22 protein-coding genes are annotated in these 24,951 nt (G+C 46.5%); 11 read left to right on the top strand and 11 right to left on the bottom strand.

Annotation, left to right across the window (positions count from 1 at the left end; translation table 11 throughout):
- Positions 1 to 5: 5 nt before the first annotated feature.
- On the bottom strand, positions 6 to 653 hold the full coding sequence (locus tag GZK95_RS08845) for a hypothetical protein (RefSeq protein WP_075714706.1): 648 nt from the start codon (positions 651 to 653) through the stop codon (positions 6 to 8).
- A 338-nt stretch (positions 654 to 991) separates the two neighbouring features.
- Between GZK95_RS08845 and GZK95_RS08840 the strand changes: the two genes are divergently transcribed.
- The 7 genes from GZK95_RS08840 (at position 992) to GZK95_RS08810 (ending at position 5,346) form a co-directional block, all read left to right on the top strand.
- Complete coding sequence (locus GZK95_RS08840) at positions 992 to 2,086, top strand: PfkB family carbohydrate kinase (RefSeq protein ID WP_075714719.1); 1,095 nt, start codon at positions 992 to 994, stop codon at positions 2,084 to 2,086.
- Positions 2,080 to 2,994, top strand: a complete 915-nt coding sequence (locus tag GZK95_RS08835) for a pseudouridine-5'-phosphate glycosidase (RefSeq protein WP_075707847.1) — start codon at positions 2,080 to 2,082, stop codon at positions 2,992 to 2,994. Before GZK95_RS08840 ends, GZK95_RS08835 begins: the two co-directional genes overlap by 7 nt.
- A gap of 144 nt (positions 2,995 to 3,138) precedes the next feature.
- Positions 3,139 to 3,489: a YajD family HNH nuclease gene (locus GZK95_RS08830; RefSeq protein ID WP_075707845.1), complete on the top strand. Its 351-nt coding sequence runs from the start codon at positions 3,139 to 3,141 to the stop codon at positions 3,487 to 3,489.
- Between the two features lie 271 nt (positions 3,490 to 3,760).
- Positions 3,761 to 3,976 carry a DUF4177 domain-containing protein gene (locus tag GZK95_RS08825; RefSeq protein WP_075707843.1) on the top strand — a complete coding sequence of 72 codons (216 nt, stop codon included), beginning with the start codon at positions 3,761 to 3,763 and terminating at the stop codon, positions 3,974 to 3,976.
- A gap of 2 nt (positions 3,977 to 3,978) precedes the next feature.
- Positions 3,979 to 4,203, top strand: coding sequence for a membrane protein insertion efficiency factor YidD (gene yidD / locus GZK95_RS08820; RefSeq protein WP_075707841.1), 225 nt, complete (start codon positions 3,979 to 3,981; stop codon positions 4,201 to 4,203).
- A complete protein-coding gene (locus GZK95_RS08815) occupies positions 4,203 to 4,592 on the top strand; it encodes a hypothetical protein (RefSeq protein WP_075707839.1) in 390 nt (129 codons plus the stop codon). Before yidD ends, GZK95_RS08815 begins: the two co-directional genes overlap by 1 nt.
- 268 nt (positions 4,593 to 4,860) lie before the next feature.
- Entirely contained in the window at positions 4,861 to 5,346 is a 486-nt protein-coding gene (locus GZK95_RS08810) for a VOC family protein (RefSeq protein ID WP_075707837.1), read from the top strand.
- Positions 5,347 to 5,383: 37 nt separating this feature from the next.
- Here GZK95_RS08810 and GZK95_RS08805 read toward each other — a convergent pair whose 3' ends face one another.
- From GZK95_RS08805 to GZK95_RS08775, 7 genes are all read right to left on the bottom strand, one after another.
- Entirely contained in the window at positions 5,384 to 6,568 is a 1,185-nt protein-coding gene (locus GZK95_RS08805; protein ID WP_075714704.1) for an alpha/beta hydrolase, read from the bottom strand.
- 126 nt (positions 6,569 to 6,694) lie between these two features.
- Positions 6,695 to 7,381, bottom strand: a complete 687-nt coding sequence (locus tag GZK95_RS08800) for a DNA-3-methyladenine glycosylase I (RefSeq protein WP_075707833.1) — start codon at positions 7,379 to 7,381, stop codon at positions 6,695 to 6,697.
- 56 nt (positions 7,382 to 7,437) lie between these two features.
- Positions 7,438 to 8,037: a thiol:disulfide interchange protein DsbA/DsbL gene (locus GZK95_RS08795; RefSeq protein ID WP_075714702.1), complete on the bottom strand. Its 600-nt coding sequence runs from the start codon at positions 8,035 to 8,037 to the stop codon at positions 7,438 to 7,440.
- Positions 8,038 to 8,081: 44 nt separating this feature from the next.
- Complete coding sequence (locus GZK95_RS08790) at positions 8,082 to 8,504, bottom strand: hypothetical protein (protein WP_225623985.1); 423 nt, start codon at positions 8,502 to 8,504, stop codon at positions 8,082 to 8,084.
- 54 nt (positions 8,505 to 8,558) lie between these two features.
- Positions 8,559 to 11,363 (bottom strand): Hsp70 family protein, encoded by a 2,805-nt coding sequence (locus GZK95_RS08785; protein WP_075714700.1) that lies wholly within the window; start codon positions 11,361 to 11,363, stop codon positions 8,559 to 8,561.
- Between the two features lie 176 nt (positions 11,364 to 11,539).
- Positions 11,540 to 13,459, bottom strand: coding sequence for an Hsp70 family protein (locus GZK95_RS08780; RefSeq protein WP_075707827.1), 1,920 nt, complete (start codon positions 13,457 to 13,459; stop codon positions 11,540 to 11,542).
- The gene (locus tag GZK95_RS08775) at positions 13,459 to 14,091 is read right to left on the bottom strand and encodes a DUF2760 domain-containing protein (protein WP_075714698.1); all 633 of its coding nucleotides are present in this window, start codon (positions 14,089 to 14,091) and stop codon (positions 13,459 to 13,461) included. Before GZK95_RS08775 ends, GZK95_RS08780 begins: the two co-directional genes overlap by 1 nt.
- 304 nt (positions 14,092 to 14,395) lie before the next feature.
- On the opposite strand from GZK95_RS08775, the gene GZK95_RS08770 reads away from it, so the two are divergent.
- Both GZK95_RS08770 and GZK95_RS08765 read left to right on the top strand, forming a co-directional pair.
- On the top strand, positions 14,396 to 15,925 hold the full coding sequence (locus tag GZK95_RS08770; protein ID WP_075707815.1) for a sensor domain-containing diguanylate cyclase: 1,530 nt from the start codon (positions 14,396 to 14,398) through the stop codon (positions 15,923 to 15,925).
- Between the two features lie 98 nt (positions 15,926 to 16,023).
- On the top strand, positions 16,024 to 16,554 hold the full coding sequence (locus GZK95_RS08765) for a 3'-5' exonuclease (RefSeq protein WP_075714696.1): 531 nt from the start codon (positions 16,024 to 16,026) through the stop codon (positions 16,552 to 16,554).
- Between the two features lie 44 nt (positions 16,555 to 16,598).
- On the opposite strand, the gene GZK95_RS08760 is transcribed toward GZK95_RS08765, so the two are convergent.
- From GZK95_RS08760 to GZK95_RS08750, 3 genes are read right to left on the bottom strand one after another with little or no spacing between them, the layout of a single operon-like run.
- Entirely contained in the window at positions 16,599 to 17,048 is a 450-nt protein-coding gene (locus GZK95_RS08760) for a tellurite resistance TerB family protein (RefSeq protein ID WP_075714694.1), read from the bottom strand.
- A 56-nt stretch (positions 17,049 to 17,104) separates the two neighbouring features.
- On the bottom strand, positions 17,105 to 19,030 hold the full coding sequence (locus GZK95_RS08755) for a metallophosphoesterase family protein (RefSeq protein ID WP_075714692.1): 1,926 nt from the start codon (positions 19,028 to 19,030) through the stop codon (positions 17,105 to 17,107).
- A 33-nt stretch (positions 19,031 to 19,063) separates the two neighbouring features.
- On the bottom strand, positions 19,064 to 19,456 hold the full coding sequence (locus GZK95_RS08750; protein WP_318630700.1) for a VC1380 family protein: 393 nt from the start codon (positions 19,454 to 19,456) through the stop codon (positions 19,064 to 19,066).
- Positions 19,457 to 19,617: 161 nt separating this feature from the next.
- Between GZK95_RS08750 and GZK95_RS08745 the strand changes: the two genes are divergently transcribed.
- Positions 19,618 to 20,886: a MipA/OmpV family protein gene (locus GZK95_RS08745; protein ID WP_225624008.1), complete on the top strand. Its 1,269-nt coding sequence runs from the start codon at positions 19,618 to 19,620 to the stop codon at positions 20,884 to 20,886.
- Positions 20,887 to 20,991: 105 nt separating this feature from the next.
- Positions 20,992 to 24,921 carry an ATP-dependent RNA helicase HrpA gene (gene hrpA / locus GZK95_RS08740; protein WP_075714686.1) on the top strand — a complete coding sequence of 1,310 codons (3,930 nt, stop codon included), beginning with the start codon at positions 20,992 to 20,994 and terminating at the stop codon, positions 24,919 to 24,921.
- Positions 24,922 to 24,951 lie beyond the last annotated feature (30 nt).

Genomic DNA, 24,951 nt, shown 5'->3' with positions numbered 1-24,951 from the left:
TTACCTCAGTTCTGTTCGGCCAGCAAATCTTGCGCAGACTGGGTTTGCGGGTTGCTGGCATCTGTTTGTTGCATTGTTACAAGCCATTGATTGGCTTGTTCGAGATCGTCGGCTCGCAGCGCTGCGTCGATACCACTTTTGTAGACCCAAGCCGTGGCGGCAAATGGCTGCTGAGTGAAGTTGGGATCCGCAAGTAGGTTGAGGTACAGGTCATAACCGCGTTCGAAGTGATTAAATAGATCGGGCAAAGACGTATAGGTGACCGCTGCCATTGCCTGAGTGAGATGGGCTTCAGGAAGTCCTTGGATACGTTGTTGTTGATTGGTGTCCTGTGGCAGTGTTTCGATTAACGCGACCCCTTTGGCGATAGTCGCCAAGCCTTGTTCAGTAAACTTCATTTTGTTCCAAGGAAGAAATGCGTCCCGTCCTCGCAGAGTCTCTGTACTGCCGAGATAAACCAAGCTCACTGGCTTCGCGCCTTGCTGCTCAATCAGTGCATGTAACTGTTCATAAACGGTATCAACTAATGCCTCATCACCTTGCGCTGCGAGGTTGTAGTTAGCCAACATTTCTGGAGTTGGATTGGCGTGGAGGTTAAAGCTCGCTAAGGCAGTGATTAGCGCGCTGGCGCAGAGAGTTTTACTCGCTTTCATTGATGCATTCCTTTTTCCTATCTGATGTTGTTGAGAATAAGGAGCGATTGGAAACGCTGCATGATGATGTGACAAACGGTGATTGCGATGGATAAGTGGTCGTAGAGAAAGATAAATGGTCGGCCTTGGGCTTCGACCCTGCGCATCTTGAGTTTGGTCAGTTGGGTTACAAGCCTGTTAACTCATTGCCTGATTTTATAAAACAAAACGATTTGGCAGGATTTCTGTGGTTAGTTTCACAAATTGAATCGCAAACGTTTGCATCAAATAAACACAAGTTTATATTGCCAACAAATGTTTGGTTGTGCGCAAGATGCACTCGATTTGATGAGGTCACCATGACAGAGCGAGAGAATGAGATTCTGGCGCTGATTAAGTTAGATCCAATGATTGCTCAGCAGACGCTAGCGGATAAGTTGGGTCTAAGCCGTAGCGCTGTAGCAGGTCATATTATGAACCTGACTCGTAAAGGGTTTATTCAAGGGAAAGGCTATGTGATCGCGCCTGAGCGTTATGCGGTGGTGATTGGTGGAGCCAACATGGACCTTTGTGGACGCTCGATTGATGAGCTGGTGTTGGGCGATTCAAACCCCGGAGTATTGACCAGTAGCGCTGGTGGAGTCGGAAGAAATATTGCCGACAACTTGGGGCGTTTAGGCAGCCAAGTCCAGTTTATTGGCGCAATGGGTGATGATAAGTGGGGCGAGCAACTTAAACAGGCGTGTAATCTTGCCAACGTAGGTGTCGACCACTGTTTGATTATCACAGGTGCGACGACCAGTAGTTATCTATCCATTCATGGGCCTGATGGTGAAATGCAAATCGCCCTTAATGATATGGGGTTGATTGAAGAGTTGAACGCGGAAACGCTCGCAGCTCGTGATGGCGTATTAAGCCGCTGTGGTGCGCTAGTTATCGATGCCAACTTGTCTGAAAGCGCACTGGATTACTTGTTTAGTGTCCATAGTGATAAGCCGATTTTTGTCGACCCAGTGTCATCAGTTAAAGCGCGTAAGCTAGCACCTTATTTGGATCGTATTCATACCCTTAAACCAAACAAAATCGAAGCCGAGCTGCTTTCTGGAATCAAGATTGAGTCACTTGATCAATTACCTCAAGTTGCCGATGCGCTGCACCAGAAAGGGGTGAAGCGATTGTTAATTAGCTTGGGCAGTCAAGGGGCGTTTGCCAGCAACGAAACAGAACAAAGATTTATCCCACCTTCAGCGACGCAGGTTAACAATGTAACTGGAGCAGGGGACGCATTAATGGCTGGTTTGGCTCATGGATTTATGAGCGACTGGTCTTGGTCACTCAGTGTTGACTTTGCCCTTGCGGCAGCATGTCTGGCACTCAAGGCTGAAAAAACAATTAACTCAACTATGTCTGAACACGCAGTACAACGTTTAATAGAGGAAACCTCAAGATGTTAGAGAACTACCTAGATATTCAACCAGAAGTTGCTGAGGCACTAGCAAACAACCGTCCAGTAGTGGCACTTGAGTCCACGATCATCTCCCACGGTATGCCTTACCCTCGTAACGTTGAAACTGCATTGCTGGTTGAGCAAACTATTCGTGAGCAAGGTGCTGTGCCTGCGACTATCGCGATTATTGGTGGTCGCCTAAAAGTTGGTCTTGATGAGGAGCAAGTTCGTCATCTTGGTCAAGCGGGCGCAGCGGTAACAAAAGTCAGCCGTCGTGATATTCCATTTATTGTTGCTGGTAAGAAAGATGGTGCGACGACAGTTGCTGCGACTATGATTCTTGCTGAAATGGCTGGGATTAAAGTGTTTGCGACAGGCGGTATTGGCGGTGTTCACCGCGGCGCGCAAGAGACGTTTGATATCTCTGCAGATCTACAAGAGTTAGCGAACACCAACGTAGCGGTTGTGTGTGCTGGCGCAAAATCTATCCTTGACCTTGCTTTGACTCGTGAATACCTAGAAACACAAGGTGTACCAGTGATTGGCTACCAAACGGATAGCTTACCTGCGTTCTACACTCGTGAAAGTGAACACGCGATTGACTACCGTTTTGACCGCGCTGACGAAATTGCTCTAGCGCTTAAAGCTAAATGGGAAATGAACCTAAAAGGTGGCGTTGTGGTTGCGAACCCAATTCCAGAAGAGTTTGCTATGGCACCAGAAGTGATCACCACGGCAATTGAAACTGCATTGAAAGAAGCGGAAGAGCAAGGCGTATTTGGTAAAGAATCAACGCCATTCCTATTGGCTCGCGTATGTGAACTTACTGGTGGCAATAGCTTGGATTCGAATATCCAACTTGTACTCAACAACGCACGTTTGGGCGCAGACATCGCAAAACATTACTGCGCGTAATTTGCTGCCAACATCACAAAGCCGAAGTTGTCATACTTCGGCTTTTTTGTGCCACCAACATCAAGGAAGTTGTGATTAAGCAAGATTGCATGGTTTCGGCTGTGCTAGCATCGGCACATATCAATACAATGAGAGGCAAGAGCAATGTCTTCAGATTTCTACGGAAGTAGTGCCGCATATAAACGCAAAGAGAGCGACTATCGAGAGCGCGCGCTGAAATTATACCCTTGGGTATGTGGCAGCTGTGCACGAGAGTTCGTATATTCAAACCTACGTGAACTGACCGTCCATCATAAAGACCACGATCATACCAACAATCCCGCAGACGGAAGTAACTGGGAGCTACTGTGTCTCTATTGTCATGACCATGAGCACAGCAAATATCTTGAACATGAACGATACGGCTCAGAAGTAAAGCCCGGTGAAGATGAGCACAAAGCGGCAACGCACAACCCATTTGCTGACCTTGCTGCAATGATGAAAAAAGGTAAGTAAGCGGGTTCGCTACTCACGACAGGCTCAAGGTACATCTGGCACCTTGAGTCTTCCTTCTACTCCATCGATCAATACTGCAATTACGCGCCCATTTCTGTGGCGCACTATCTTGATTGTTATCCCTGCAATACACTTCTCTGTGTCAAGCTTGTTACATGAGTTAGTGGAATATAAGTCACTGTTTTCTGTGATACTTTTTACTTGTCTGTTATTGCTACACTTTGTTTCATATTGTAACATCCTGTTTTTATTGCAATATTTGGTTAGGGAAATGACAAAGTTTACAGAATATAAAGTAGTTCATATTGTAGAAGGTGGTTGCGGTACTCTTTTACTCGGTGCAAGCGGTCTACCATTACAGAAAATGGAAGCAGAGCTAAACATGTATGCTCAAGACGGCTGGCAAGTGGTGTTTCAAATTGTTGAGCAAAAACGTTACATGCTGTTTTGGAAGCGTGAAGCCGTCATTGTGACGCTCGGTCGTTAAGTTTGATAAAGTATTTATCACTAAAATTGATCCACCGCTACCAAGCGAGCGGTGGTTCTAAACGATTGTTGAACATTGAGTGTAACTTTGAGCCAACGTGCTCTGAGTACACCAAGCAGTGTATTGCGAAATATGGCGCGCTTAAGGGTTGGCGACTTGGTTTAGCTCGAATTAAGCGATGCAATCAACCGGACTTGGTCGGGAAAATTCATGATGAGGTACCGTAATGAGTTTGCGCGAATCAATTGAAGAGTTAGAGCAAAAAGAAGAAGAGTTGAGAAAGCGAGTTAATGCGCTCCCCGAGGCTCAGAAGAAAGCGTTCTATGCCCGTCAAACAAAAGAGCTAAAAGACCCCGACACCTATGCCAGCTTAAACTGGTTTTTCCTCGGTGGTATTCATCATTGCTATTTAGGTAAATATTCGCTGTTTGCTATCGAGTTCGTGCTCCTTATCGTCAGTGTGATTGGTTTAATTATGGGCAATATGTATGCCCTAATTATCATTGGCTTACTGGTGATCTACGAGTTACCCCAACTGTTTTACTCACAAAGAATCGCCAGACAGCACAACTACAACCTCTCTTGCGCGATCTATGATGACGTCCGTCAGAGCTAGATCGATAGCGTTTCCAACCTGAACGTTTCGCTCGCGAAACGCGTGCTGTTACCTTGGCTGCACTTGCAGCCAAATACCCCAACTTAGTTGCCTCTCATTGCGGCCGCTAAACCAAGCCCGTCCAAGTTGCTTAAGTGCACACTTTAATTTAATAACGTTTTATTATTGTTTAAATAATAAATGATAATTTCATGTGATTAATTGATCTCCCTATACTCTCCACATCGAAACAAGTTCAGTCACTAATAACACATTGTGGAGCAGAATTATGAAAATGAATCATGTAGGTATCATGGTCGGAGATATGGATAAAGCAGTAGAATTTTACACCAACGCTTTAGGTTTACGCGTAGTAATGGGTAATACCAAAGTGATTGAAGAACGCGAAACTGCGATTGGTCGTATGTGTATCGCAGTTTTTGGTGAAGGGTTTAAAGGCTTTAATATTGCTCACCTCGTCACGACAGATGGTATCGGTGTCGAATTATTCGAAATGAAAGAACGTCAGGAGCGTCACGAGGTGAACTTCTCTCGTTTAGGGATTTTCCACTTCTGTCTGCAAACAGATGATTTTGAGGGTGTCATTAAGCGTGTCGAAGAGTTTGGTGGTAAAGCTCGTATGGATATTATGCGTTACCATCCAGAAGATGACAGCAAACCTGCACAAATGATCTACATGGAAGACCCATTTGGTAATCTGTTCGAACTGTACTCGCACACTTACGAAGAGACTTATGCGTCTGACTATGAGTAATTCTCAACGATAAAACGGGCTTAATAGCCCGTTTTTGCTAGTTCTTTGCTACGTTCAGTGAGAAAGTGGCATTGAGATCTTCGACCATTTGGTCATACCAAGGGTTGAAGGTTAATCGTGCGTGGATGTTGCTATTGGCTTTTCCATCCCATGCGCTATACCAAACTTCCTCGCCAGCCTTGCAGCGCTGAATTTCGGCATCACTCATGTTTGAGCCGTTACGACAAATACGTTCACTACCATTGATGCCATAGTAAGGGTTGTCTGGAGAGAAGAGTACGCCCATGTGAGACATGTTGCTAATCCGCAGGGATTTGTCATAGCTATTGATATAACGCGTTTTTCCCTCAATGGTCGAGTGATGTGAACCAAACCAAATCAATCGATTGTTGGGGTTAGTAAACTGAGTATTGAACATTCTTTTGATTGCTCGCGCGTTTAATACACTGTCGTGTTGGGTGAGTACCATAAACACTGGGCGTTCAAAACGGTGTTCTTCGAGCAGTTCTGTCACTTGCTTCGTTGTGTTGTAATATTGCGCAAACCCATTGGTTGGTACCATAAAATAACGGGTGTAGTTTGTAACGTTCTTAGGTTCGACTTCAATTAACCAAGGTTTAAACCAACTTAGCCAAGGGGTTGCGAAGGTGAGTGGTTCATTAGAGACAAAGCCGGGAGAAAAGAGCATCAAGCCCTTAATTGACTTGTCTTTTGCTGCGTAAGAGTAGGCGAGATTACCGCCAGTAGAAAAGCCACCTAAATACACTTGATCGACTTCGCGTTTCAACAGTGCTACTTGCTTTTGAACCAACTCATTCCATTGTTCTGAATCAACGTCGAGCATATCGGCAGGGCGTGTGCCATGCCCAGGCAGAAGTATCGTTCTCACCAAAAAGCCCTGTTGCTGCAGCGAACGTGATAAATCCGTAAAAGAGTAGGGTGAATCACCTAAACCATGGATAAGTAGTACGCCTTTATGCGGTCTTTCTTGAGTGTTGGGTTTTAGCTCGCTTGGCATGTTGGCACGCAATTCGGCCGTTTTATCGTCGGTTAGAAAATAGCGATTATCGAGGAGTTGCTGCTTAGTGAGATCAACATACTGATCAAACGAGTGATATTGAGTGACAGGTTGTACCTGAGATTGGGTGTAAAGTGGGTGATTGTCACTTGAGGCGCAAGCCGTCACAATCAAGGGGAGCAGTAAAGCTAGTTTCGTTCGCATTTATCCATCAACACTAAATGATACCGATGTTGAGTATACAGGGTAATTGCGAACGAAAAATAAACCTAGGTGGCTAATTTGGAACTGACGCGGTAAAAAGTGCAAAGCTTACTGCAAAATAGCCACTTACATCCGATTATCACCGCAACTGAAGGCGATGATTTGGCTAATGTGAGTCAGGCTACGGCCACTTTGCTGCTGCCAAAAACTAAACGCCTGATTACATTGAGCCAATGATCGCTTAGTGTCTCGTCCACCTTCAATGATTTTGTAGCTGCGCAGGTAAGCTTCGACATCCTGTGACAAGATAAAGGTATCGACACCCATTTGGCGCAACGCATAAGGGCCAGTGTTTCCGCCAAGTCGTTGACCATGCTTTTTAAGGTAGAGCCACAACCCCGTTATATCGTCGCTTGGCCATTGGGCAACCATCTGCGCGAATGAACCATGTTTGATTCCCGCTTCATAGATCATTTGTGCATTGGCGGCAATCGACATGACTTTACTGTGGTGGCGAATAATACGCTTATCAATCGACTTCGCTTCCCACTGCTCATCCGAGAGCATAAGTAGCGGCCCAATTTTAAAGCCAAAAAACAGTTCTTCAAAGTTGGGCCATTTGTTTCTGACGACTTTCCAGCTCATACCACTTTGAAAAACTTTCATTGAAAAAGCTGACAGCCAACGATCATCGGTAATCGACAAGAGTTCTTGCTGAGTCAGCGGAGTAGACAGCATGGACTCGAGTGCTAACTCGCCGCCTTTACGCTCGGCTGCGCGTTGGTAGATGGCATCGAAGTGTTCTAAGTTCATATTGGTTATCCGTAAAAAAGCCAGAGCAAAATGCCCTGGCTCACTTAATTGTGTTGTTACAAGGTGAGTAGGTAGTTCACAAGTTGATTGTACTCGTCAAAGCTTTTGATCTTACTCGCAACCACGATGTACTTGTTGTTGACTACAATTGCTGGCACGCCGCGCAATGTGCTGTTTTTAAAGCGTTTATCGTATTCTTTTAGTCTCATCTCGACGGCTTTACTGTTATACGCTAGGTCAAAGGCACTGGCACTGACCCCATTGTCGGTGAACACTTTGCGCAGCTCTTCTTCGTTGCGTGGTGCTTGGCGCAGGATATGAATTTGTTCAAACATTTTTGGGATCATATGGTCTTCGACCTGCAACTGTTGCATGGTCGCGTAGGCTTTGACCATAGGTTCGGCCATCTCACCGCCCATAAAACCAACATGCACTTTTTCGAAAGTGACATCATCAGCCAAAGCTGGTTTTAGATTTTTAACTATTGATTCAAATTGATAGCAGTGTGGGCAGTAAAATGAGAAGTACTCAGTGACTGTTGGTTTGCTTGCTTTTGGTTGGTCGATGACTGTGTAGTAGTCGCCTTCAGTGAAAGTGGTCGCTTGGACTGAAAATGCCATCAATAGCGATGCCACAAGGGCAAAAATTTTGTTCATTGAAATCGTTCCTAATCTATAACTTTATATTTAAATCGCGTGCGCTAAGCACGAAGTGAGTCAATCAGGGGCTGCTCAATTGGAGGGCGGAATAGGGTTTGAATGCGGCTAACAGCTTTACCGATGCTATCCGTCCCAATTGGTGCAATGGAACTGGGTGCAAGTTGTAATGCGTATTGTACCGGCTCAAATGGTAACTTCATCACGCAGACAGAGGAGCAATTTTGGTGTTCCATTTTGGCATGATGCTTGGTAGAGGAATGCGCTGGCTCGTCCTTTGGACAAGGAAATGGTGTGTCGTCAACCAAAGTAATATCGGGGAGGGGAGCATCAAGTTGGAGCTGAGTGCTCGCTTGTACGGCATTGATGGCGCTTAGCCATAATAGACAAAACGCGCTAAACAGGGCGATCAGCAGTTGTCGATTTGTTTTGTGCATCAATGCGGTCTCTTTTTCATCCTTCGCCATCTTACCTGATGAACAAGCAAAAGCCACCTTTTGTCAAAAGGCGGCTCTATCTGCCTAATGATTGACTAACGTTAGTCCACTTGGCAGTGCGTCACCAAATATCCGTTTAGATTCGTTGGCTGATAGCGCTTTTACTTCAGCTACCAATTCTAACCATGAGTCTGGAACTCTGCTTTGCTTAAGTTTCTCTAGCACTTGTTGGCGGTAGTCGTCGGAAATATCAAACAAACGGTCGCCGGTTTTACGGCAAATCATCACTGCCGCAAAGGCGATCATCGGCTCTTTTTGCCAATTTTGCTCAAGCAATTTGGGTAACCATTGTTCCGCTTGCTCGCGGCTAACCACATTGTGTTGACTGCCATATAAAGGTGTTCGCGACGCCAATCGACCCAATGCCCACCAGTGAGCTTGTTGGAACTGGTTATGGTTTAAAGCTTTGCTCAGGAACCAACTGCTGAGTAGTACCTTATCCTCGACATCAAGGTGTTCTAGCGAGGCCGATAAGCGCACCATGGATTCATACCCCATCTCTTGTGCCGCTTTCGCTGACTGTGGGTTTTTCATCGCCCCCGGGTGAAGGTATTTGGCAATATCCGCTAAGATGGTTTCTTGCTGATCTTGATTTAGGCCACCGGCAATGCGGCGCCAAAATACCCACCAATCCGTCCAACCTTGATGGTTCTTAAACTGGATGCTTTGTTGATAGAGGCTCCACACTTGTTCGATGCGCCAACCATCAGTAGCATCGCCAAATCCCGGGCGCAGGGCAAAGCCGGCTAAACGCAGCCAGTTTTTCTCGTGCGCTTCAGAGCGACGACGGCGCTTACGACCAGTCGCGAAGGTGTCAAACAGCTGACGAAGGGTAACAAAGTCCCATTCATCCCGTTGACCCAATCGTTTCTCTAGATCTTTGGCGAGTGTTTTTATCTCGTTACTGTCCGCACTCTTTTTATTGGCACTATAGATTCGGCTGATCAGTTCTTTACACTCAGCCAAGCGGGGATGAAGATTGAGCTCTTCGTCAGCCGCTTGTTGATTGCGAACTTCAAACTCAAGGGCCCAGCGCTTGTTCTCATCTTGAGTCGAGACACATTCCATTTTTAGTGTACCAACCTCGGTGAGTTGACATGCCAGCAAGACTTCTACGCGTTCTTTTTGGTTTGCGTGCAGTTCAACACCTTCACTATCAAGTGTAGAGATGTACGACGGCAGTGGTTGAAACAAGTCTGGGTCTACATTGACCATCATTCCGTTTTGCACTGCGGTTTGGTTGCTTAACGTATCATGGGTGGAGGTCAGCAGGTTAAAGCGCACTGGCTCACCTAAAGTGAGTGAGAAACGGCGTCCGCTAAGACGGATTTCTTGCCCTTCTTCTGTGCCCTTTGCAAGTAGGCACAATGCTTTGCCTAATTTGTTTTTCTCTTGTAAGTGTAAGAAGTAAGAGCGCGCCGCACCGCCGCCAATTTTGAGTTGTGCTCCGCGTCTTGCTTTACCAAATGCCACCGCTCCAAGGGCAACAGACCAATCGGGATGTGGATTGTCCAAAACCGTAATGTTGTCGCCACGCCAACTCTCTAGCAGGGTAGTGACTCGCTCGGTAATTAACTCGCTGTTAAATACCCCACCATTTAGCAATAAGCCAACTGGAATCGCGTGTTGTTTTTCGTCTTCGAGGTTTAATGCTGCTCGTGACACCTGTTGGTGCTGGGTTAGGAACTCCGCCACATGTTTACTTACTGCCGGGTCTGCGACGTAAGGCAAACCAAACTCAACAACGGCACTGCGACGTTTATCTGGTAGTTGATCAAATTCGCTGATTGGGAAGAAACCATCAAGGGCGATTTGATGCACTTCCGCTTTAGTGAGATCGATGCTCTTTGTGCCACCTAACAACTTAGAACCACTACCAAGCATGGTAATTTTGACCTGCTCAGGGGCATTAGATGAAAGTAAATTCTCTTTGGCTTTGCGTGTTTGCTGGATGAGCTTGGTCAAGCTAGCGGCATTGAGTTTTTTACTTTGATTAAAGCGGCTTTCGGCTAGGTGTGCGAGCGCTAGATCAAGGTTGTCACCCCCTAACATTAAATGCTCACCGACACCAATACGATCAAGTGCTAACTCTTCGCCTTTAAACTTCGCTTCAATCAAACTTAAGTCGGTGGTACCACCACCAACATCACACACCAAAATAAGTGGTAACGACTTGAGTTCATCCGCTGCGGTTTGCTGGTGGCGTGCATACCAGTCATAGCAGACGGCTTGTGGCTCCTCAAGCAAGACAATCTTGTGTAAACCAGCCAACGCGGCAGCTTCCAATGTTAACTTGCGAGCGGTTTCGTCAAATGAAGCGGGAACGGTGACCACCACATCTTGGTCTTCAAGTTTATTACTTGGATTGCGGTAGTTCCACGCTTGGCGGATATGGTTTAAGTAACTGGCACTGGCGATAACCGGAGATACTTTATCTACGTCGGTCGCGCCCGCCCACGGTAAAATTTCCGAGTTACGATCCACCGCTTGATGCGAAAGCCAGCTTTTAGCACTCGAAACTTGGCGACCTTCGACTTTAGCGCCAAGCTCACGGGCCCATTCACCAATAATGACATGCTCAATGTCACCTGCGACAGGCTGGTTTTGCCAAGGTAGGGTAAGGTCGCTCGGAGAAACTTGCCCCATCGCTGGGTGGTAACGGAATGAAGGCAGTAGCGGTTTTCGCACGACTTCGCCTGCGCCAATTAACTGATCGATATCGAACAGAGAGACTTCAGATTGCTGTAGGTTGTCAGTAATTTCGCAATACGCAACCACAGTGTTGGTGGTGCCTAGGTCAATACCGACGAGAAAACGAGGAGATGCCATTACAAAACCTTATGCTGCTTAAGTGATGACGAATTATAGTTGTTGTCATTCCCTAGTGATTAGCCGCTGAGACGGGAATCAACCCAGTGCCATCTTATTCGACGCTCAAGGTCACTCGAACAGTGAGAAAAGAGCGGCAATAGAATAACGGCACCCGCGAAGGTGCCGTTATCCGGTTATGCTTGTTGGTTATCGTTCTTCGCGTCTTCGCGCACATCGAACTCAACATGCCATTTTTGACCATTGTCGGCCGCTATCGCTTCAAGATAGAGTGTGCCAAGCTCGGTGACGCGAGAAGCCAGCGTGACCGGAACGACTTCGCCTTCACGACGTCCTTCTGATACTGGTAGAGTCACTTGAATCTCTGGCAACTCTTCTAACTCTTCCGGTGCCCAGTAATCAAGGTGCGTGCCAGCTGAGTCGTCACGACGTACTGTTGAACCAAAGAACTGGAAGTTCACTGGCTGACCAATAATCAAACCAAACTCTTGGCTTGGTACATCAACGCTTGAGCCTTCTTCCATACCAAATGGCGCGACACATAGTGCTTCCATTGGTGGTGCCATACCCGGAATCGCAGGCATTGCGCTTTCAATACCGACATAGTAGCTAGATGCAATACCGCCACGAATTCGAACACCTTGCCCACGACGAACAGAGCCGTAGTAAGATGCACCGCTTGCCACGGCAAGATCAAGGTCAGTTCCGGTTAGGCGTTTCGGTAGCTCAGCGCCACCCTCAATTAACCACTCACCAATCGTTTCTTCAAGGCGATTCGATAGCAGGGTTGATTTGAGTACACCACCGTTGAACAAGATTGCAGTAGGTTTGATAAAGTCTGCTGATGGGGTTTCAGCGCCCATGCCCGGCATACCCGCAAATGGGTTATATTCCTGAGCAGGTGCTGAATCGCCAGAGAGCGCATGGGCTTGTTTAGACAAGAACGCCGCAATGTGACGGGTAATGCCAGCATCCTGTGCGTACGGCAGACCCATTTGGGTCAGTGCGCCACGGTTGCGTTGCACTGGGTGTTCAGTAATTGCGACGATTGGGAAGAAGCCATCAACCAATGTTTGCTGAACTTCTTGCTGAGTCAGTTCAGTTTTCAACGTGGCACCCAGCAGTTTTGAGCCGCGGCTAGGAACAACAATCGGCACCGATTGAAGTTCTGCGTCATTGAGCAGTGCTTCTTTTGCATCACGGCATGCGTGCGTCATGGCTTGCACTTGCCATGGTTGTAGCTCTTTGCCTTCTTGCGCCAGCTTCATTTTTAGGCGGTAGGCAAGGGCAAGATCCATGTTGTCACCGCCGAGTAGGATATGTTCGCCTACTGCAATGCGGTTTAGCGTTAGGTTGCCATCTTCTTCGGTGACTTCAACCAAAGAAAGGTCAGTGGTACCACCACCGATATCGACGACTAAAACGATGTCGCCAACGGTGACTTGTTCGCGCCACTTGTCACCGCTGTTATCAATCCAGTTGTACAGTGCCGCTTGAGGCTCTTCCAACAGAGTCAAGTGAGCAAGACCGACATTACGCGCTGCTTCTGCGGTTAAATCACGGGCGGCTGGGTCAAATGACGCAGGCACTGTAATCGTCACATCCTGCTCTTGAAGAGGGAAGTTTGGATGAGTGTGATTCCAAGCAGCGGTTAAGTGTTCAAGATAAAGCTCAGTCGCTCGAAGTGGTGAGACTTTTTCAACTTCTTCAGGGCTGCCAGCAGGAAGAAAGGCATCACGACGGTTAACACCACCGTGGCAAAGCCATGATTTTGCGCTGGCAATTAGGCGAATAGGCGTCTTAGAGCCAAGGTTACGTGCAATTGCGCCCACCAAAGCTTTAGGTTCTGTTGACCAAGGAAGCACTCGCGACGAAGCATTCATCTCATGCTCGTGTGGTTGGTACAGAAATGAACCAAGTTGACTGCGTGTTTCAACCGTGCCCGGCGCGGTAAGTTGTGGGATCTCCATGACTTCAACGTGCGCATCTTCATTGCGTGTGTCTAAGAAAGACATCACACAGTGAGTGGTACCCAAGTCAATACCAACGCTAAATGCTGGGTGTGCTTGTTCTGTTGTTGCTTGTTGGTGCTCCATTACAACTCCACCTCAGCTGGTGCGATAACCGATGCGTCATAGTTTTCAGCCAGTTTTGGTAGCTTCATTTCTGATGCTTTCCAGCCTTTATGTACTAGAGTGCCGTTAAATGGTGCTTGACCTGTTACGTTGCCCGTTAGGCGAATTTGTTGTGGGTTGAAACCTTCTTCAACCGTAATGCGCGTTTCTTCTTCTTCATTGCGGATATGCTCAAGCGTAACGTAGTCAGCCAGTACTTTTTGACCGCCAGTATGGATAACGCGAGCCGCTGCACCCACTTCTTCATCTGAGAATGAAGTAAGATCTTCTTTCAAGAAGTCAATCAAACGCGCCTCTTGTTGCATTAGAGAAAGCAGTTGCATCGCTGAGTCTGTGTTTGCCGTGGTCAGTTTTGACTCCACTTCCACGATTTTTTCAATCACTTTCTCAACTTCGACCACTTTTTCTACTTCAACGATCTTTTCGACTGGTTTTTCAACCTCAACGATTTTCTCAACCGGTTTTTCGACCACTTTCTCAATCACTTTGGATTTGCGCGAAACCGCAACGAGAAGCAATAGAACAGTAGATGCAGCAAGACCCGCGTGCAGCATATCGAAGGTTTGAGGAATCATTTGTAAATCGAACGTCATGACAATTCTCTTTGTAGGTTAGAGTTCAAGTTTAGCCTTGAACAATACTTAGGCTATTCGCCAGTAATCATAAGTAAATTGGGGTGGATGGTAACATATTCAAGTGCGGAATCTTGCAGAAAACGCATAAGAAACAGTATAGACAGCACTGGTTGATTTGTTTTTGACCAAGGGAATCGGTCGTTAGGTAAGAAAATTGAAATTTTAGTTAGTTCGGGTGAATTGCGTGCAAGAAAAGTTTTAGTCCTAAAGCAGTAAGCGTTACTATAGGGCGTGCAATTTGAGCAAAATAAAAACGAGCTAAATGAAAACAAAACTAGATAGAAAATGGTTGTACAGTGCAGTGGTATTTGGATTGACCATGCTAGTCACGTTTTTTGTCGCATTTTATTCTTACCAGATGCAGCTCAATTACGGTAAACGCTTATTTGAAAGTCTTGCTGAGCGTCAGACTCAGATCTTGAAAGAGTTTATTGATAACGATTTGGACCAAATTGGCACTGGGGCAAATTTCTTTTACTCGGTAGATCCTCAGCAGTGGAGTCAGTTTGGTACCTTTGCCGACCAAGTCATTGCGTCTTCGCAGACTTTGATTACTTTGCAGTGGATGCAGAAGGTGAGTAAGCAAGAGTTGCCGAAGTTTATGACCGAGATGCGCCAACTGCATCCCCATTTCGATATTTATACCATTCCCAAAGACCAACCGCTGACTTACGGCTATCACATGCCGAACGATGAACCCATTTTTGTCGCCCGCGATATATATCCCGTCAATCCCATCAATAACAAAGTGCTTGGTTTTTATGATGTTCGCATGCGTTTCCAATTGATGCTCGACAACATGCGGGTTCACCATCAGGTGACAGTGTCTGATAAGGTTCGCTTGCTGCAAGACGGGCTGAGGCATGATATTAAGAAAGACGGAATATTGGTCTATCATCCGGTGTTTGACCGTCACAACAACCAAGAGTTGGTAGGGGTAGTGATTGGGGTCATTCGTACTTCCCACTACTTTAACGGCTTGATGACGCGAACGGCGGCAAAAACGCAGTTGGAAGTAAGAGTGGTTGATCTTGGCTTCGAAGCTGACGACGATCCTGTTTTGTTTGAAAGTAAAAATTGGCAGCAGTCTGATGGCTATGAAATCAACACAATCATAGAGTTGCCGAATCGCAAGTGGTCGATCAGCTTTCGTTTAACAGAAGACATTACCGTTAACGATCAGCTTGTACTCGCTGCGATTACTTCTGGCGGTTTTGTGATTGCCATCTTGCTGAGTTACATCGTGTTCTTGCAAGTACGTGCGCAATCTCATCTCGAGTCATTGCTGCAAACTCGTACCGAAGAGCTGCGTTTTTTAGTTAACCATGATCCATTGACTGGGTTATTAAGTCGCCACGCCTATAATGAACTTATGGAACAAATTATTGCCAATGATCAGCGCTTTTCACTGATTGGCTTCGACATTGACAAGTTCAAATTGTTTAACGATTTCTATGGTCATCCTGGCGGTGACCAAATGCTGTGTCATGTTGCAGAAACCATTAAAGGTTGTTTACAACAAGGGGATGACTTTGTTCGCTTAGGTGGTGACGAGTTTTGCATTATAAGCTCTGTGGTTGAACGGGACGAACTCAAGCGTTACCTAGAACGAATTCGGCTAGCCATGTGCGAGAACATGGTGACGATAAACGGGCAATGCGTCACTTGTACCTTGAGTATTGGGGCGGCGATTCGCCGTGACGAAGACGCGGAGCAGATATTGCAGTTAGCAGACACTCAACTGTATAACAGTAAGAAAGCTGGGCGAAATCGCGTGACGATTGCTGAATAACTCAACGAACAGTCAGTCAACCTGTATAGCGGTGCTTGGGTTAAGCTAAGGTTTACGGTAGAATTTTGCGCTTTAGTTAGAACCTAATCGGGCGAGTCATGAATCACAACCGTATCGTTTGTTTCGATCTAGAAATGTGCTGCTGGAATGAAAATGGTGTCGGTACAACCGGCGAAATCATTGAAATTGGTCTGGCAGAGATTGATCTAGTCAAAGGTGAAATCGTCAAGCGCGCCCAGTATTATGTCAAGCCAGAGCAAGATGAAGTCTCTCTGTTTTGTGCCGAGCTCACAGGCATTACGCCACGGAAGATAGAGAAGCAAGGCAGACCGCTTGGCGAAGTCCTTAAGTCGATGATTAAAAACTTTGGTGGCACCAACAAAATCTATGCAGCTTGGGGGCGAGATGATCGAGTCCTTGCGCAAGAGTGTCAGGCGAAAGGGCTAGAGATGCCTTTTAATGAGTACATTAATCTGGCGACTTTGTACCGTATTCAAAATCGATTGAAAGATAAGCGCATTGGTCACAAGGCAGCGCAAGAAGCGAAAAACATCGCCTGGGAAGGGCGCCAGCACTCCGGGTACGTTGATGCGTACAACTTGGCGAAACTGGCTTTGACCATGTTTTGAAGCAAACTGATTAAATTAGCGAGCATAAGCTCGCTTTTTTTATACTATTTTTTCTCTGTCACCGAGAGTTTGGCGCGGATAAATTCACTATGGTCGACATACAATAACTCAGCCGTTTTGCGGATCACGGCATCTTCGAGTGGGTCGATTTCACCATCGGCGTGCGCCACTTCCCACATCGCTTTGATAAGGTCATAGCGAGTCTCTTGGCTCAGTTCTCTTAGTTGAGAAGTAAACTCGTAAAGAGAGGCTGCTTGCTTGGCTTGAGTTTCAGCACGGCTAAGCAGTGCTTCTGTTTGCGATGCGTCTAAATTGAGCAGGCGTCCAACCAGTTGCTGCTTGGCTAGCGCTTCCTGCGGGTCAACTTGGTGGTCTGCACCAGCAACCTCACACAGTAAGCAGGCAATCGCCAAGTTGGGATCCGCTTTGTGCTGTTGGCCGAGATCATTACCTTCGAGCAGTTGTTTGAACATTTTTGTGATTGAGTTGAGCATAGGCTTTGCCACTATTTGAACGTTATAGTTCTATACATAGTGGCATTTGACTTAGATCACAAGCTTTCTTCTATAGGTGGAAAGCGAACGGTATCACCTTCACCAGTTAAAATAGCGATTTCACAAGGCTTGCCATGGTCATCGAGCTTGAGTTCGCCAATCGCGCTGCGGTTAACCAAACGTTTTGAGCCAACAGTGTCGGGATCGCGTTTAAACACCTTTAGGCGCTTACGTTTCGTTAGGTAGTTTAATGGTGAGCGCGGCGAGTAAATGGCTCTATCGATGCGGTCACAAACTGCCAAAAGAGGCTCAGGAAATTGATTCTTAAAGCCACTGCAGGTGATTTGGTAAATATTAGGGCTAGATTTTCTAAATCTAAGTTTGATGTCGTAGGCGAAGGAATAGTGGACATCACCGGACAAAATTACAAAGTTACTCGGTGTTTTGGTATGGGTAAAAATACTCAGCAGAGTGTTTGCACTGCCGGGATGTGCCATCCAGTTTTCGGCATCGATTAGCAGCGGTTGGCCGAGTAAAGTCATGCTTTTTTGCAGCGCCTCAATAAACTTAACACCAAACATCGGTGCTGCCGAGACAACCACGACTTTATCTTGGTTCATCAACTCTTGTTGGAATTCGATTAATGCTTCCCAATCCATCAAACCGGAAGGCTTATTCATTCGAGATTCAGAGCGCCAGCGACGAGTACGGGTATCCAATACCACCACTTTTGGTGAACTGTGGATAGTGTAGTGCCACTGTTCAAATCGATAGAGATACTGAATCAGTTCGTCGTGGGCGATGATATGAGATTGGGTGTCCGTGGCTGCTTGTAAGTAATTTTGGTGGAGATCCCAAAGCTCCGATGGAAAACGGTCTGGTTCGTTTCCCCAGCCTTGGCAAAGCCAATAGGCGACCAAGCCATTGCCAATAATGCGTTTCGCAAAGGAATGGTCATACGCGGCTTTTTCCCAACCTACGGTGAGGTTCCAATCGTCAGTGATGTCATGATCATCGAAGATCATGTAGGTAGGAATATGCGCCATCAAACGCGCAGAGTTGACCAGCCCTTTTACAAACTGTTCAATCTCGCGCTTCTCGTCATGCCAATGCTGAATATGCTTAGCTGAAACGACTTGTCCACCATGGGTAAACTGCTGTTGCTCGAGGCGATAGGAATCGATACAGCGCCATAGAGCAGGTGACCATACCAGCAGATACATCGCGATAAATTCGCTTAGTGTGATCAAATGGTTTTCACACTCGCGAGAGCTAAAAATCGGCGTGTGCTTGGGTAAAATAAGGCGGTTGAGCCAATGGTTGCGATCTTGATAACTGGGTAATAGTTTATCCCGTTGATAGTAGCAAAATGGATGCTCAAACAAAGCTTGGCTTGAATTGAATGGCGCATCAACAAAGTGCTCATTGTGCAAACCCAGCAATTGGCAAACTTGGTGGATGGCATCAAGCATTGGGCCGGCGACATGATCTGCGTAGATTTGATCGCCACTCATCATCAAAAGATCGGGTCTGTCTTGCAACGTCTGTTGAGCAACCTTAAGGTCGGCTTGGACTAAGGCATCTTTGCACGGGTGATGCGGGTTACGACAAGAACCATGCAGAATGTAATTGGCCTGGTTAGAAATACGAAAAACTGGACGAGTCTCGTCTTGATAGAGGAGCTCTGTTTGCAGTTGCGACAGTTTGCCATGTTGGGTGTCAAACTCATAACTGAGCGCCACATTGGCGGGGAACTTGCCCTTAAACTGGGCAAGCACGACATAAGCTCGTTCTCCCACCGCAACTTGCTTACAGCTTTCTAGTGGCGCGTCGAAAATTATCGCGTCATCAGTATCGGCATAGAGTTGGAATGAGCCGATTAACGGTTCGCTGGTCACCAACCACAATACCAGTTCATCTTGGGTGCTTTTTCGTAAAATAGGACCCGCTAAAACTAGCGGCAAAGTTTGCTTGTCGCGCATGAGTGACTCAAGTTAGTAAATTTTAGTAAAGCGTTAAACAACGTCGGCAGTTAATGGCGCTTCAAGTTGTTGAGGCTCGGTCTGTTCAGTGTGCTCGGTCTGCTCTAAGATTTCAATTACTTCACAGCTACTTAGCTCATGTCCCATTAAAAAGATCGCTAAAATAGCGTCGGCTTTACTCTTGGCATCGCTTGCTTCGGCAATAATTAACTCGAACTTATCGCGAATCATTTGGATTTCGTGTTCGACAAAACCACGCGCTTCCTCGCCTTGAACCTCTTCAGGGGCGTTGTCAAATTCAAGATGCAGCATATCGTCGACCACGCTCGTCGAGATAAGTTGTTCAGGTAGCCATTCATCGCCAGTGACGACATCTAGCTCGTCGGGTAGGGTGTTGAGTAAACTCTTCAGTTCAGAAACTTTCACTTTTTTTTGCAATAAGAGGTTGTATGTTCTTATATTAACGTCGAACGTCAGTGAATTATAAGAACAATGTCGCTGATCCTAATAAATTCATAACGATTTTGAATAAAAAAATGACAATTTTCTATCCGCGCCCAGTTTTTGCCGGAATTTTAACCACCAGTATGGCTTTGTCGACCGGCGCAAACGCAACACAAGCCGAACAAGATTGGGGAATTGCCGCGATGTATCGCACCGCAACGGTACCATTTCAAACCGGAGCTGGCGATCAAACGGTATCGACTTTTGTGCCGATGATGTACTTTCGCAATGACTACGTATTTGTTGATGGTCTTGAAGGTGGCGCGCATCTCGCTAAATGGCAAGACGACAAGTTAAAGCTCAACGCCTTAACTCGGATGCGTTTTGTTGACTTACCTGCTTCAGTACAAAACGCTCAGCAAGGTGATACCGCCGACTTTGGCTTACAGTTAAGTTATCAAATGGATGAGACTTGGCGCTTTGACTGGGAGTTGATGGCCGACAAGGATACCCGTCTGCACTCAAATTTACGTGCTACCGCAGAGTATGAGTTTGGTGATTGGGACGTGAAACCCAGCGTGACAGTGCGTTACAAAGATGCTGACTTCAACAGCCAGTACTACGCATTTCGCAATTTTACTGGTCAAACTACAGGGGCAGGGGTGGATGTTAATGTTGGCGTGAGCGCACGCTATCATGTGACTTCGAATCTCTATTTGCTTGGTTCAACCAGCGTGACACGTTTAGATCACAATGCTTACCACACCGAAGCGGTCAATGACCGATATGAAGGTGAAGTGTTAGTTGGCTTTGGTTTCTTTACCGACAAAACCAAACCGCGTAAGTCCGAATTGAGCAACAAGCGTTATTTGCGCATTGCCCACGGTTTTGCCACACCTTCTAATATGGGCGACATTCTGACGTTTTCTGGTGAGAAAGACCCGTATAACAACCAAATGACATCACTCTTCTATGGTCATCCTTTAACTGATGAACTGTTTGGTTGGCCGGTTGATATTTATTTTACGCCCGGTATCGCACACCACTGGTCTTCTGAAGTTCAAGATCACAGCACGGAGTACATTGCTGCAATTAAGGCATATTTGAACTTTGATTGGCCAACTCGTTGGCGTTTAGGTGTGGCGGAGGGGATGTCTTACATTGATAATATTACCCATATTGAAGCCAGCGAAATGGAACGCAAAGGTTACACACCAAGCCGTTTGCTCAACTACTTGGATGTCTCTTTGGATGTGAACGTAGGTGACTTGTTTAACCAATCAGACTGGAAACATGTTTGGGTTGGATACTCATTGCATCACCGGAGCGCAATCTTTGAGCAATCGTCTCAGTTTGGGCGAATTAAAGGGGGCAGTAACTACAATACCCTCTACGTCCAGTTTAACTTTTAGCCAACGGTAAATTAATCTCCTTAAGCGCCCATCAGCAGAGCATGTTGATGGGCTTTTTTGTGATACAATTCGCGCAGTTTTGAAAAGTAGAAAATAGGACACGCTTTGACTTCGTCACAGCCGAACAACAACGCGCCTAAAGAGCAGCATGCGCAAGCGAATACGCCTGCGTCTTTGCGCAAGGCTTTGCAACAATGCATGTTGCGTGATCGTTTTCGTTTAAGTAAACGAATTGCAGGTGCGAGTAAAATTAAGAAAGAGACGGCACGCAATGCCGTGTTTGATGAAATTGCTTTGGATATCGCCAAGTCGATGATGGAAGTAGAGCAGCGTGCTGCTCAGCCTATCACTATCGACTACCCAGATATTCTGCCAGTGAGTCAGAAAAGAGACGATATCGCCAAAGCCATTGAAGAGAACCAAGTTGTCATCGTTGCCGGTGAAACGGGTTCGGGCAAAACCACTCAGCTTCCTAAAATCTGTGCCGAGTTAGGCCGTGGTAAGTTTGGTCTAATAGGCCACACTCAGCCGCGTCGTTTAGCAGCACGTTCGGTGGCAAATCGTATCGCCGAGGAGATGCAAACTCAACTCGGTGAATTTGTTGGTTATAAGGTTCGTTTTAACGATCAAATCTCTGAGAACACGCAAATTAAGTTGATGACAGACGGTATATTACTGGCTGAAATTCAACACGACCGTTTCTTAAACCAATACGACACCATCATTATCGATGAAGCGCATGAGCGTAGCCTGAATATCGACTTTATTCTTGGCTATCTAAAAGAGCTGCTGCCTCGTCGCCCTGATCTTAAAGTGATCATTACTTCAGCAACCATCGATCCAGAGCGTTTTTCTAAACACTTTAGTGATGCGCCCATTATCGAAGTTTCCGGCCGTACCTATCCGGTTGAAACGCGTTATCGACCACTCAGTGGAGAAGGGGATGATGATCGTGATCAGTTGGAAGGGATTTTTGAAGCGGTTGATGAACTGTGTGATGAAGGTTTGGGTGATATCCTGATCTTTATGAACGGTGAGCGAGAAATTCGTGATACCGCTGATGCGTTGGCAAAACGCAACCTTAAGAGCACCGAGATTGTGCCGCTTTATGCGCGCTTGTCTGCGGGTGAGCAGAATAAGATTTTTCAACCTCACGCAGGACGTCGCATCGTTCTAGCGACCAACGTTGCCGAAACGTCTCTGACGGTACCTGGCATAAAATACGTTATCGATCCGGGCACGGCGCGTATCAGTCGTTACAGCTACCGAACTAAGGTGCAGCGATTGCCGATTGAACCTGTCTCACAAGCGAGTGCTAACCAACGCAAAGGTCGTTGTGGTCGTGTTGAAGAAGGTATCTGTATTCGTTTGTACTCAGAAGAAGATTTCAATTCTCGTCCTGAGTTTACTGACCCAGAAATTCTTCGTACCAACTTAGCCTCGGTTATCTTACAGATGACGGCTCTTGGCTTGGGAGACATCGAAGCTTTCCCATTCGTTGAAGCGCCAGACAAACGCAATATTCTTGATGGTGTGCGCCTGCTAGAAGAGTTGGGTGCAATCAACTCAGACGCGAAGGATCCGAAGAAGCGTTTAACTCCGGTTGGTCGTCAGTTGGCGCGTTTGCCAATCGACCCTCGTTTAGCGCGCATGGTACTTGAGTCGCCTAAATACGGTGCGCTCAAAGAAGTGATGATTGTTGCTTCAGCCTTGTCGATTCAAGACCCACGTGAACGCCCAAGTGACAAACAACAATCATCGGATGACAAACATCGTCGCTTCTTCCATGAAGAGTCGGATTTTCTGACGTTTGTGAATCTATGGGATTACATTCAAAAGCAGCAGAAGCAACTGTCTGGCAACCAATTCCGCAAACAGTGTAAACAAGATTATCTCAATTACCTGCGCGTGCGTGAGTGGCAAGATGTGTATTTCCAAATTCACCAATCCATGCGTGAGATGGAGTTTAAGCTCAACACAGAGCCTGCTAGTTATCAGGGTGTACACAGTGCCATCTTGGTTGGTTTGCTATCGCATATTGGTATCAAAGACCAAGAGAAAAATGACTATCAAGGCGCTCGTAATGCCCGTTTTCACATTTTCCCAGCGTCGGGTCTGTTTAAGAAACAGCCGAAGTGGATTATGTCGGCTGAGTTGGTCGAAACCTCTCGCTTGTGGGGACGGATTATCGCCAAAATTCAACCGGAATGGATTGAACCACTGGCGAAGCACCTGATTAAGCGTAGCTACAGTGAGCCACATTGGTCGAAAAAACGCGCCGCCGTTATGGCCTATGAAAAAGTGATGCTGTACGGGGTACCCATCGTGCCTAAACGCTTGGTTAATTACAGCAACATTGATGCGAGCATCAGCCGTGAGATCTTTATCCGCAGTGCGTTGGTTGAAGGTGAATGGGAAACCAAGCATGCCTTCTTTAAGCAAAACCGCAAGCTTTTACAGGAAGTGGAAGAGCTAGAGCATAAGTCGCGTCGTCGTGATATTTTGGTCGATGACGACGAGTTGTTTGACTTTTATGATCAGCGAGTGGGCACGGAAGTGGTGTCTGGCAAGCACTTCGACACATGGTGGAAGAAGACATCAAAAGCGACCCCAGAACTGCTTAATTTCGAAAAAGAGATGTTGTTCAGAGGGGATGCGAGTCATGTTACTGACTTAGATTACCCGAATTTCTGGTACCAGAATGGCATCAAACTCAAACTGAGCTACCAGTTTGAACCGGGTGATGACAGTGACGGTGTCACGGTGCATCTGCCACTGCCGATCTTAAACCAAGTGGAAACCGCTGGGTTTGACTGGCAGATCCCGGGCCTTCGCCATGAGTTGGTGGTGAGTTTGATCAAATCGCTACCTAAAACCTTGCGCAAAAACTTTGTGCCAGCGCCAAACTATGCGGATGCGTTTCTTGCGCGAGCCACGCCATTAGAAATGCCGTTGCTTGATGCGTTAGAGAAAGAACTGCGTCGCATGACAGGTGTCGAGCTGCTACGTGAAGATTGGAATCTTGAGCAGGTGCCAGAGCACTTGAAAGTGACGTACCGCGCGGTTGACCATCGCAATCGCAAGCTCAAAGAGCACAAAGATCTGCACGAGCTGAAAGACAGCTTGAAAGATAAAGTGCAAGAGACGCTATCGAAAGTCGCGGATGACGATATCGAGCAACAAGGGCTTCATACCTGGAGCTTTGGTGAGTTGCCTAAAGTGTATCAGCAAAAACGTGGCGGGTATGATGTTAAAGCCTATCCAGCTATTGTTGATGCCAAAGACAGTGTCGAGATCAAACTGTATGAAACCGAGCAAGAGCAAATCTCGGCGATGCGTGCAGGCCAGCGTCGTTTAGTGTTACTTAACGTGCCTTCGCCTATTAAATACTTGCACACCAATCTACCAAACAAATCGAAGCTGGGTCTTTATTTCAACCCGTATGGCAAGGTCATGGACTTGATTGATGACTGTATTGCTTGCGGTGTTGATAAACTGATTGAAGAGCAGGGCGGACTTGTTTGGGAAGCTGACAAGTTTGAAGCACTTAAAGAGCATGTTCGTGGTGAACTCGGTGATACTGTGGTTGATATCGCTCAGCAAGTTGAGACGATTCTAACGACTGCGTTTAACATCAACAAAAAGCTTAAAGGCAAGATTGATTTCACGATGGCTTTCGCCTTGTCGGATATTAAAGCACAGGTAGAAGGTTTGATTTTCAAAGGTTTTGCGACTGAGTGTGGTTGGAAACGTTTGCCGGACATTCTACGTTATATGCGTGCGATTGAGCGTCGGATGGAGAAACTTCCGATTGACCCGAACAAAGATCGTCTACATATGCTAAAGGTTGAGTCAGTCACTAGCGATTACAAAGAGCTACTAAACAAGATCCCGAAAGGGATGGCGGTGCCAGAAAACGTCAAAGAAATACGTTGGATGCTTGAAGAACTGCGAGTTAGCTTGTTTGCTCAGCAATTGGGAACGCCATATCCGGTATCAGATAAACGCGTTAAAAATGCTATTGATGCTTGTTGATTAATCTAACTTATTAACCCCACTAGCATT

The sequence above is a fragment of the Vibrio panuliri genome, assembly GCF_009938205.1.
GTDB classification, from domain to species: Bacteria; Pseudomonadota; Gammaproteobacteria; order Enterobacterales; family Vibrionaceae; genus Vibrio; species Vibrio panuliri.
The sequence above is the reverse complement of the archived record's forward strand: the minus strand, read 5'-3'. Positions and strand labels throughout refer to the sequence as shown.

Excerpts from the sequence above, each read along its gene's own strand:
- GZK95_RS08765 (WP_075714696.1), top strand. The coding sequence starts at position 16,024 with ATGAATCACAACCGTATCGTTTGTTTCGATCTAGAAATGTGCTGCTGG.
- GZK95_RS08825 (WP_075707843.1), top strand. The coding sequence starts at position 3,761 with ATGACAAAGTTTACAGAATATAAAGTAGTTCATATTGTAGAAGGTGGT.
- GZK95_RS08790 (WP_225623985.1), bottom strand. The coding sequence starts at position 8,504 with ATGGCGAAGGATGAAAAAGAGACCGCATTGATGCACAAAACAAATCGA.
- GZK95_RS08835 (WP_075707847.1), top strand. The coding sequence starts at position 2,080 with ATGTTAGAGAACTACCTAGATATTCAACCAGAAGTTGCTGAGGCACTA.
- GZK95_RS08780 (WP_075707827.1), bottom strand. The coding sequence starts at position 13,459 with ATGGAGCACCAACAAGCAACAACAGAACAAGCACACCCAGCATTTAGC.
- GZK95_RS08840 (WP_075714719.1), top strand. The coding sequence starts at position 992 with ATGACAGAGCGAGAGAATGAGATTCTGGCGCTGATTAAGTTAGATCCA.
- GZK95_RS08795 (WP_075714702.1), bottom strand. The coding sequence starts at position 8,037 with ATGAACAAAATTTTTGCCCTTGTGGCATCGCTATTGATGGCATTTTCA.
- GZK95_RS08755 (WP_075714692.1), bottom strand. The coding sequence starts at position 19,030 with ATGCGCGACAAGCAAACTTTGCCGCTAGTTTTAGCGGGTCCTATTTTA.
- GZK95_RS08815 (WP_075707839.1), top strand. The coding sequence starts at position 4,203 with ATGAGTTTGCGCGAATCAATTGAAGAGTTAGAGCAAAAAGAAGAAGAG.
- GZK95_RS08845 (WP_075714706.1), bottom strand. The coding sequence starts at position 653 with ATGAAAGCGAGTAAAACTCTCTGCGCCAGCGCGCTAATCACTGCCTTA.
- GZK95_RS08770 (WP_075707815.1), top strand. The coding sequence starts at position 14,396 with ATGAAAACAAAACTAGATAGAAAATGGTTGTACAGTGCAGTGGTATTT.
- GZK95_RS08760 (WP_075714694.1), bottom strand. The coding sequence starts at position 17,048 with ATGCTCAACTCAATCACAAAAATGTTCAAACAACTGCTCGAAGGTAAT.
- GZK95_RS08785 (WP_075714700.1), bottom strand. The coding sequence starts at position 11,363 with ATGGCATCTCCTCGTTTTCTCGTCGGTATTGACCTAGGCACCACCAAC.
- GZK95_RS08830 (WP_075707845.1), top strand. The coding sequence starts at position 3,139 with ATGTCTTCAGATTTCTACGGAAGTAGTGCCGCATATAAACGCAAAGAG.
- GZK95_RS08775 (WP_075714698.1), bottom strand. The coding sequence starts at position 14,091 with ATGACGTTCGATTTACAAATGATTCCTCAAACCTTCGATATGCTGCAC.
- GZK95_RS08805 (WP_075714704.1), bottom strand. The coding sequence starts at position 6,568 with ATGCGAACGAAACTAGCTTTACTGCTCCCCTTGATTGTGACGGCTTGC.
- GZK95_RS08810 (WP_075707837.1), top strand. The coding sequence starts at position 4,861 with ATGAAAATGAATCATGTAGGTATCATGGTCGGAGATATGGATAAAGCA.
- GZK95_RS08745 (WP_225624008.1), top strand. The coding sequence starts at position 19,618 with ATGGCTTTGTCGACCGGCGCAAACGCAACACAAGCCGAACAAGATTGG.
- GZK95_RS08800 (WP_075707833.1), bottom strand. The coding sequence starts at position 7,381 with ATGAACTTAGAACACTTCGATGCCATCTACCAACGCGCAGCCGAGCGT.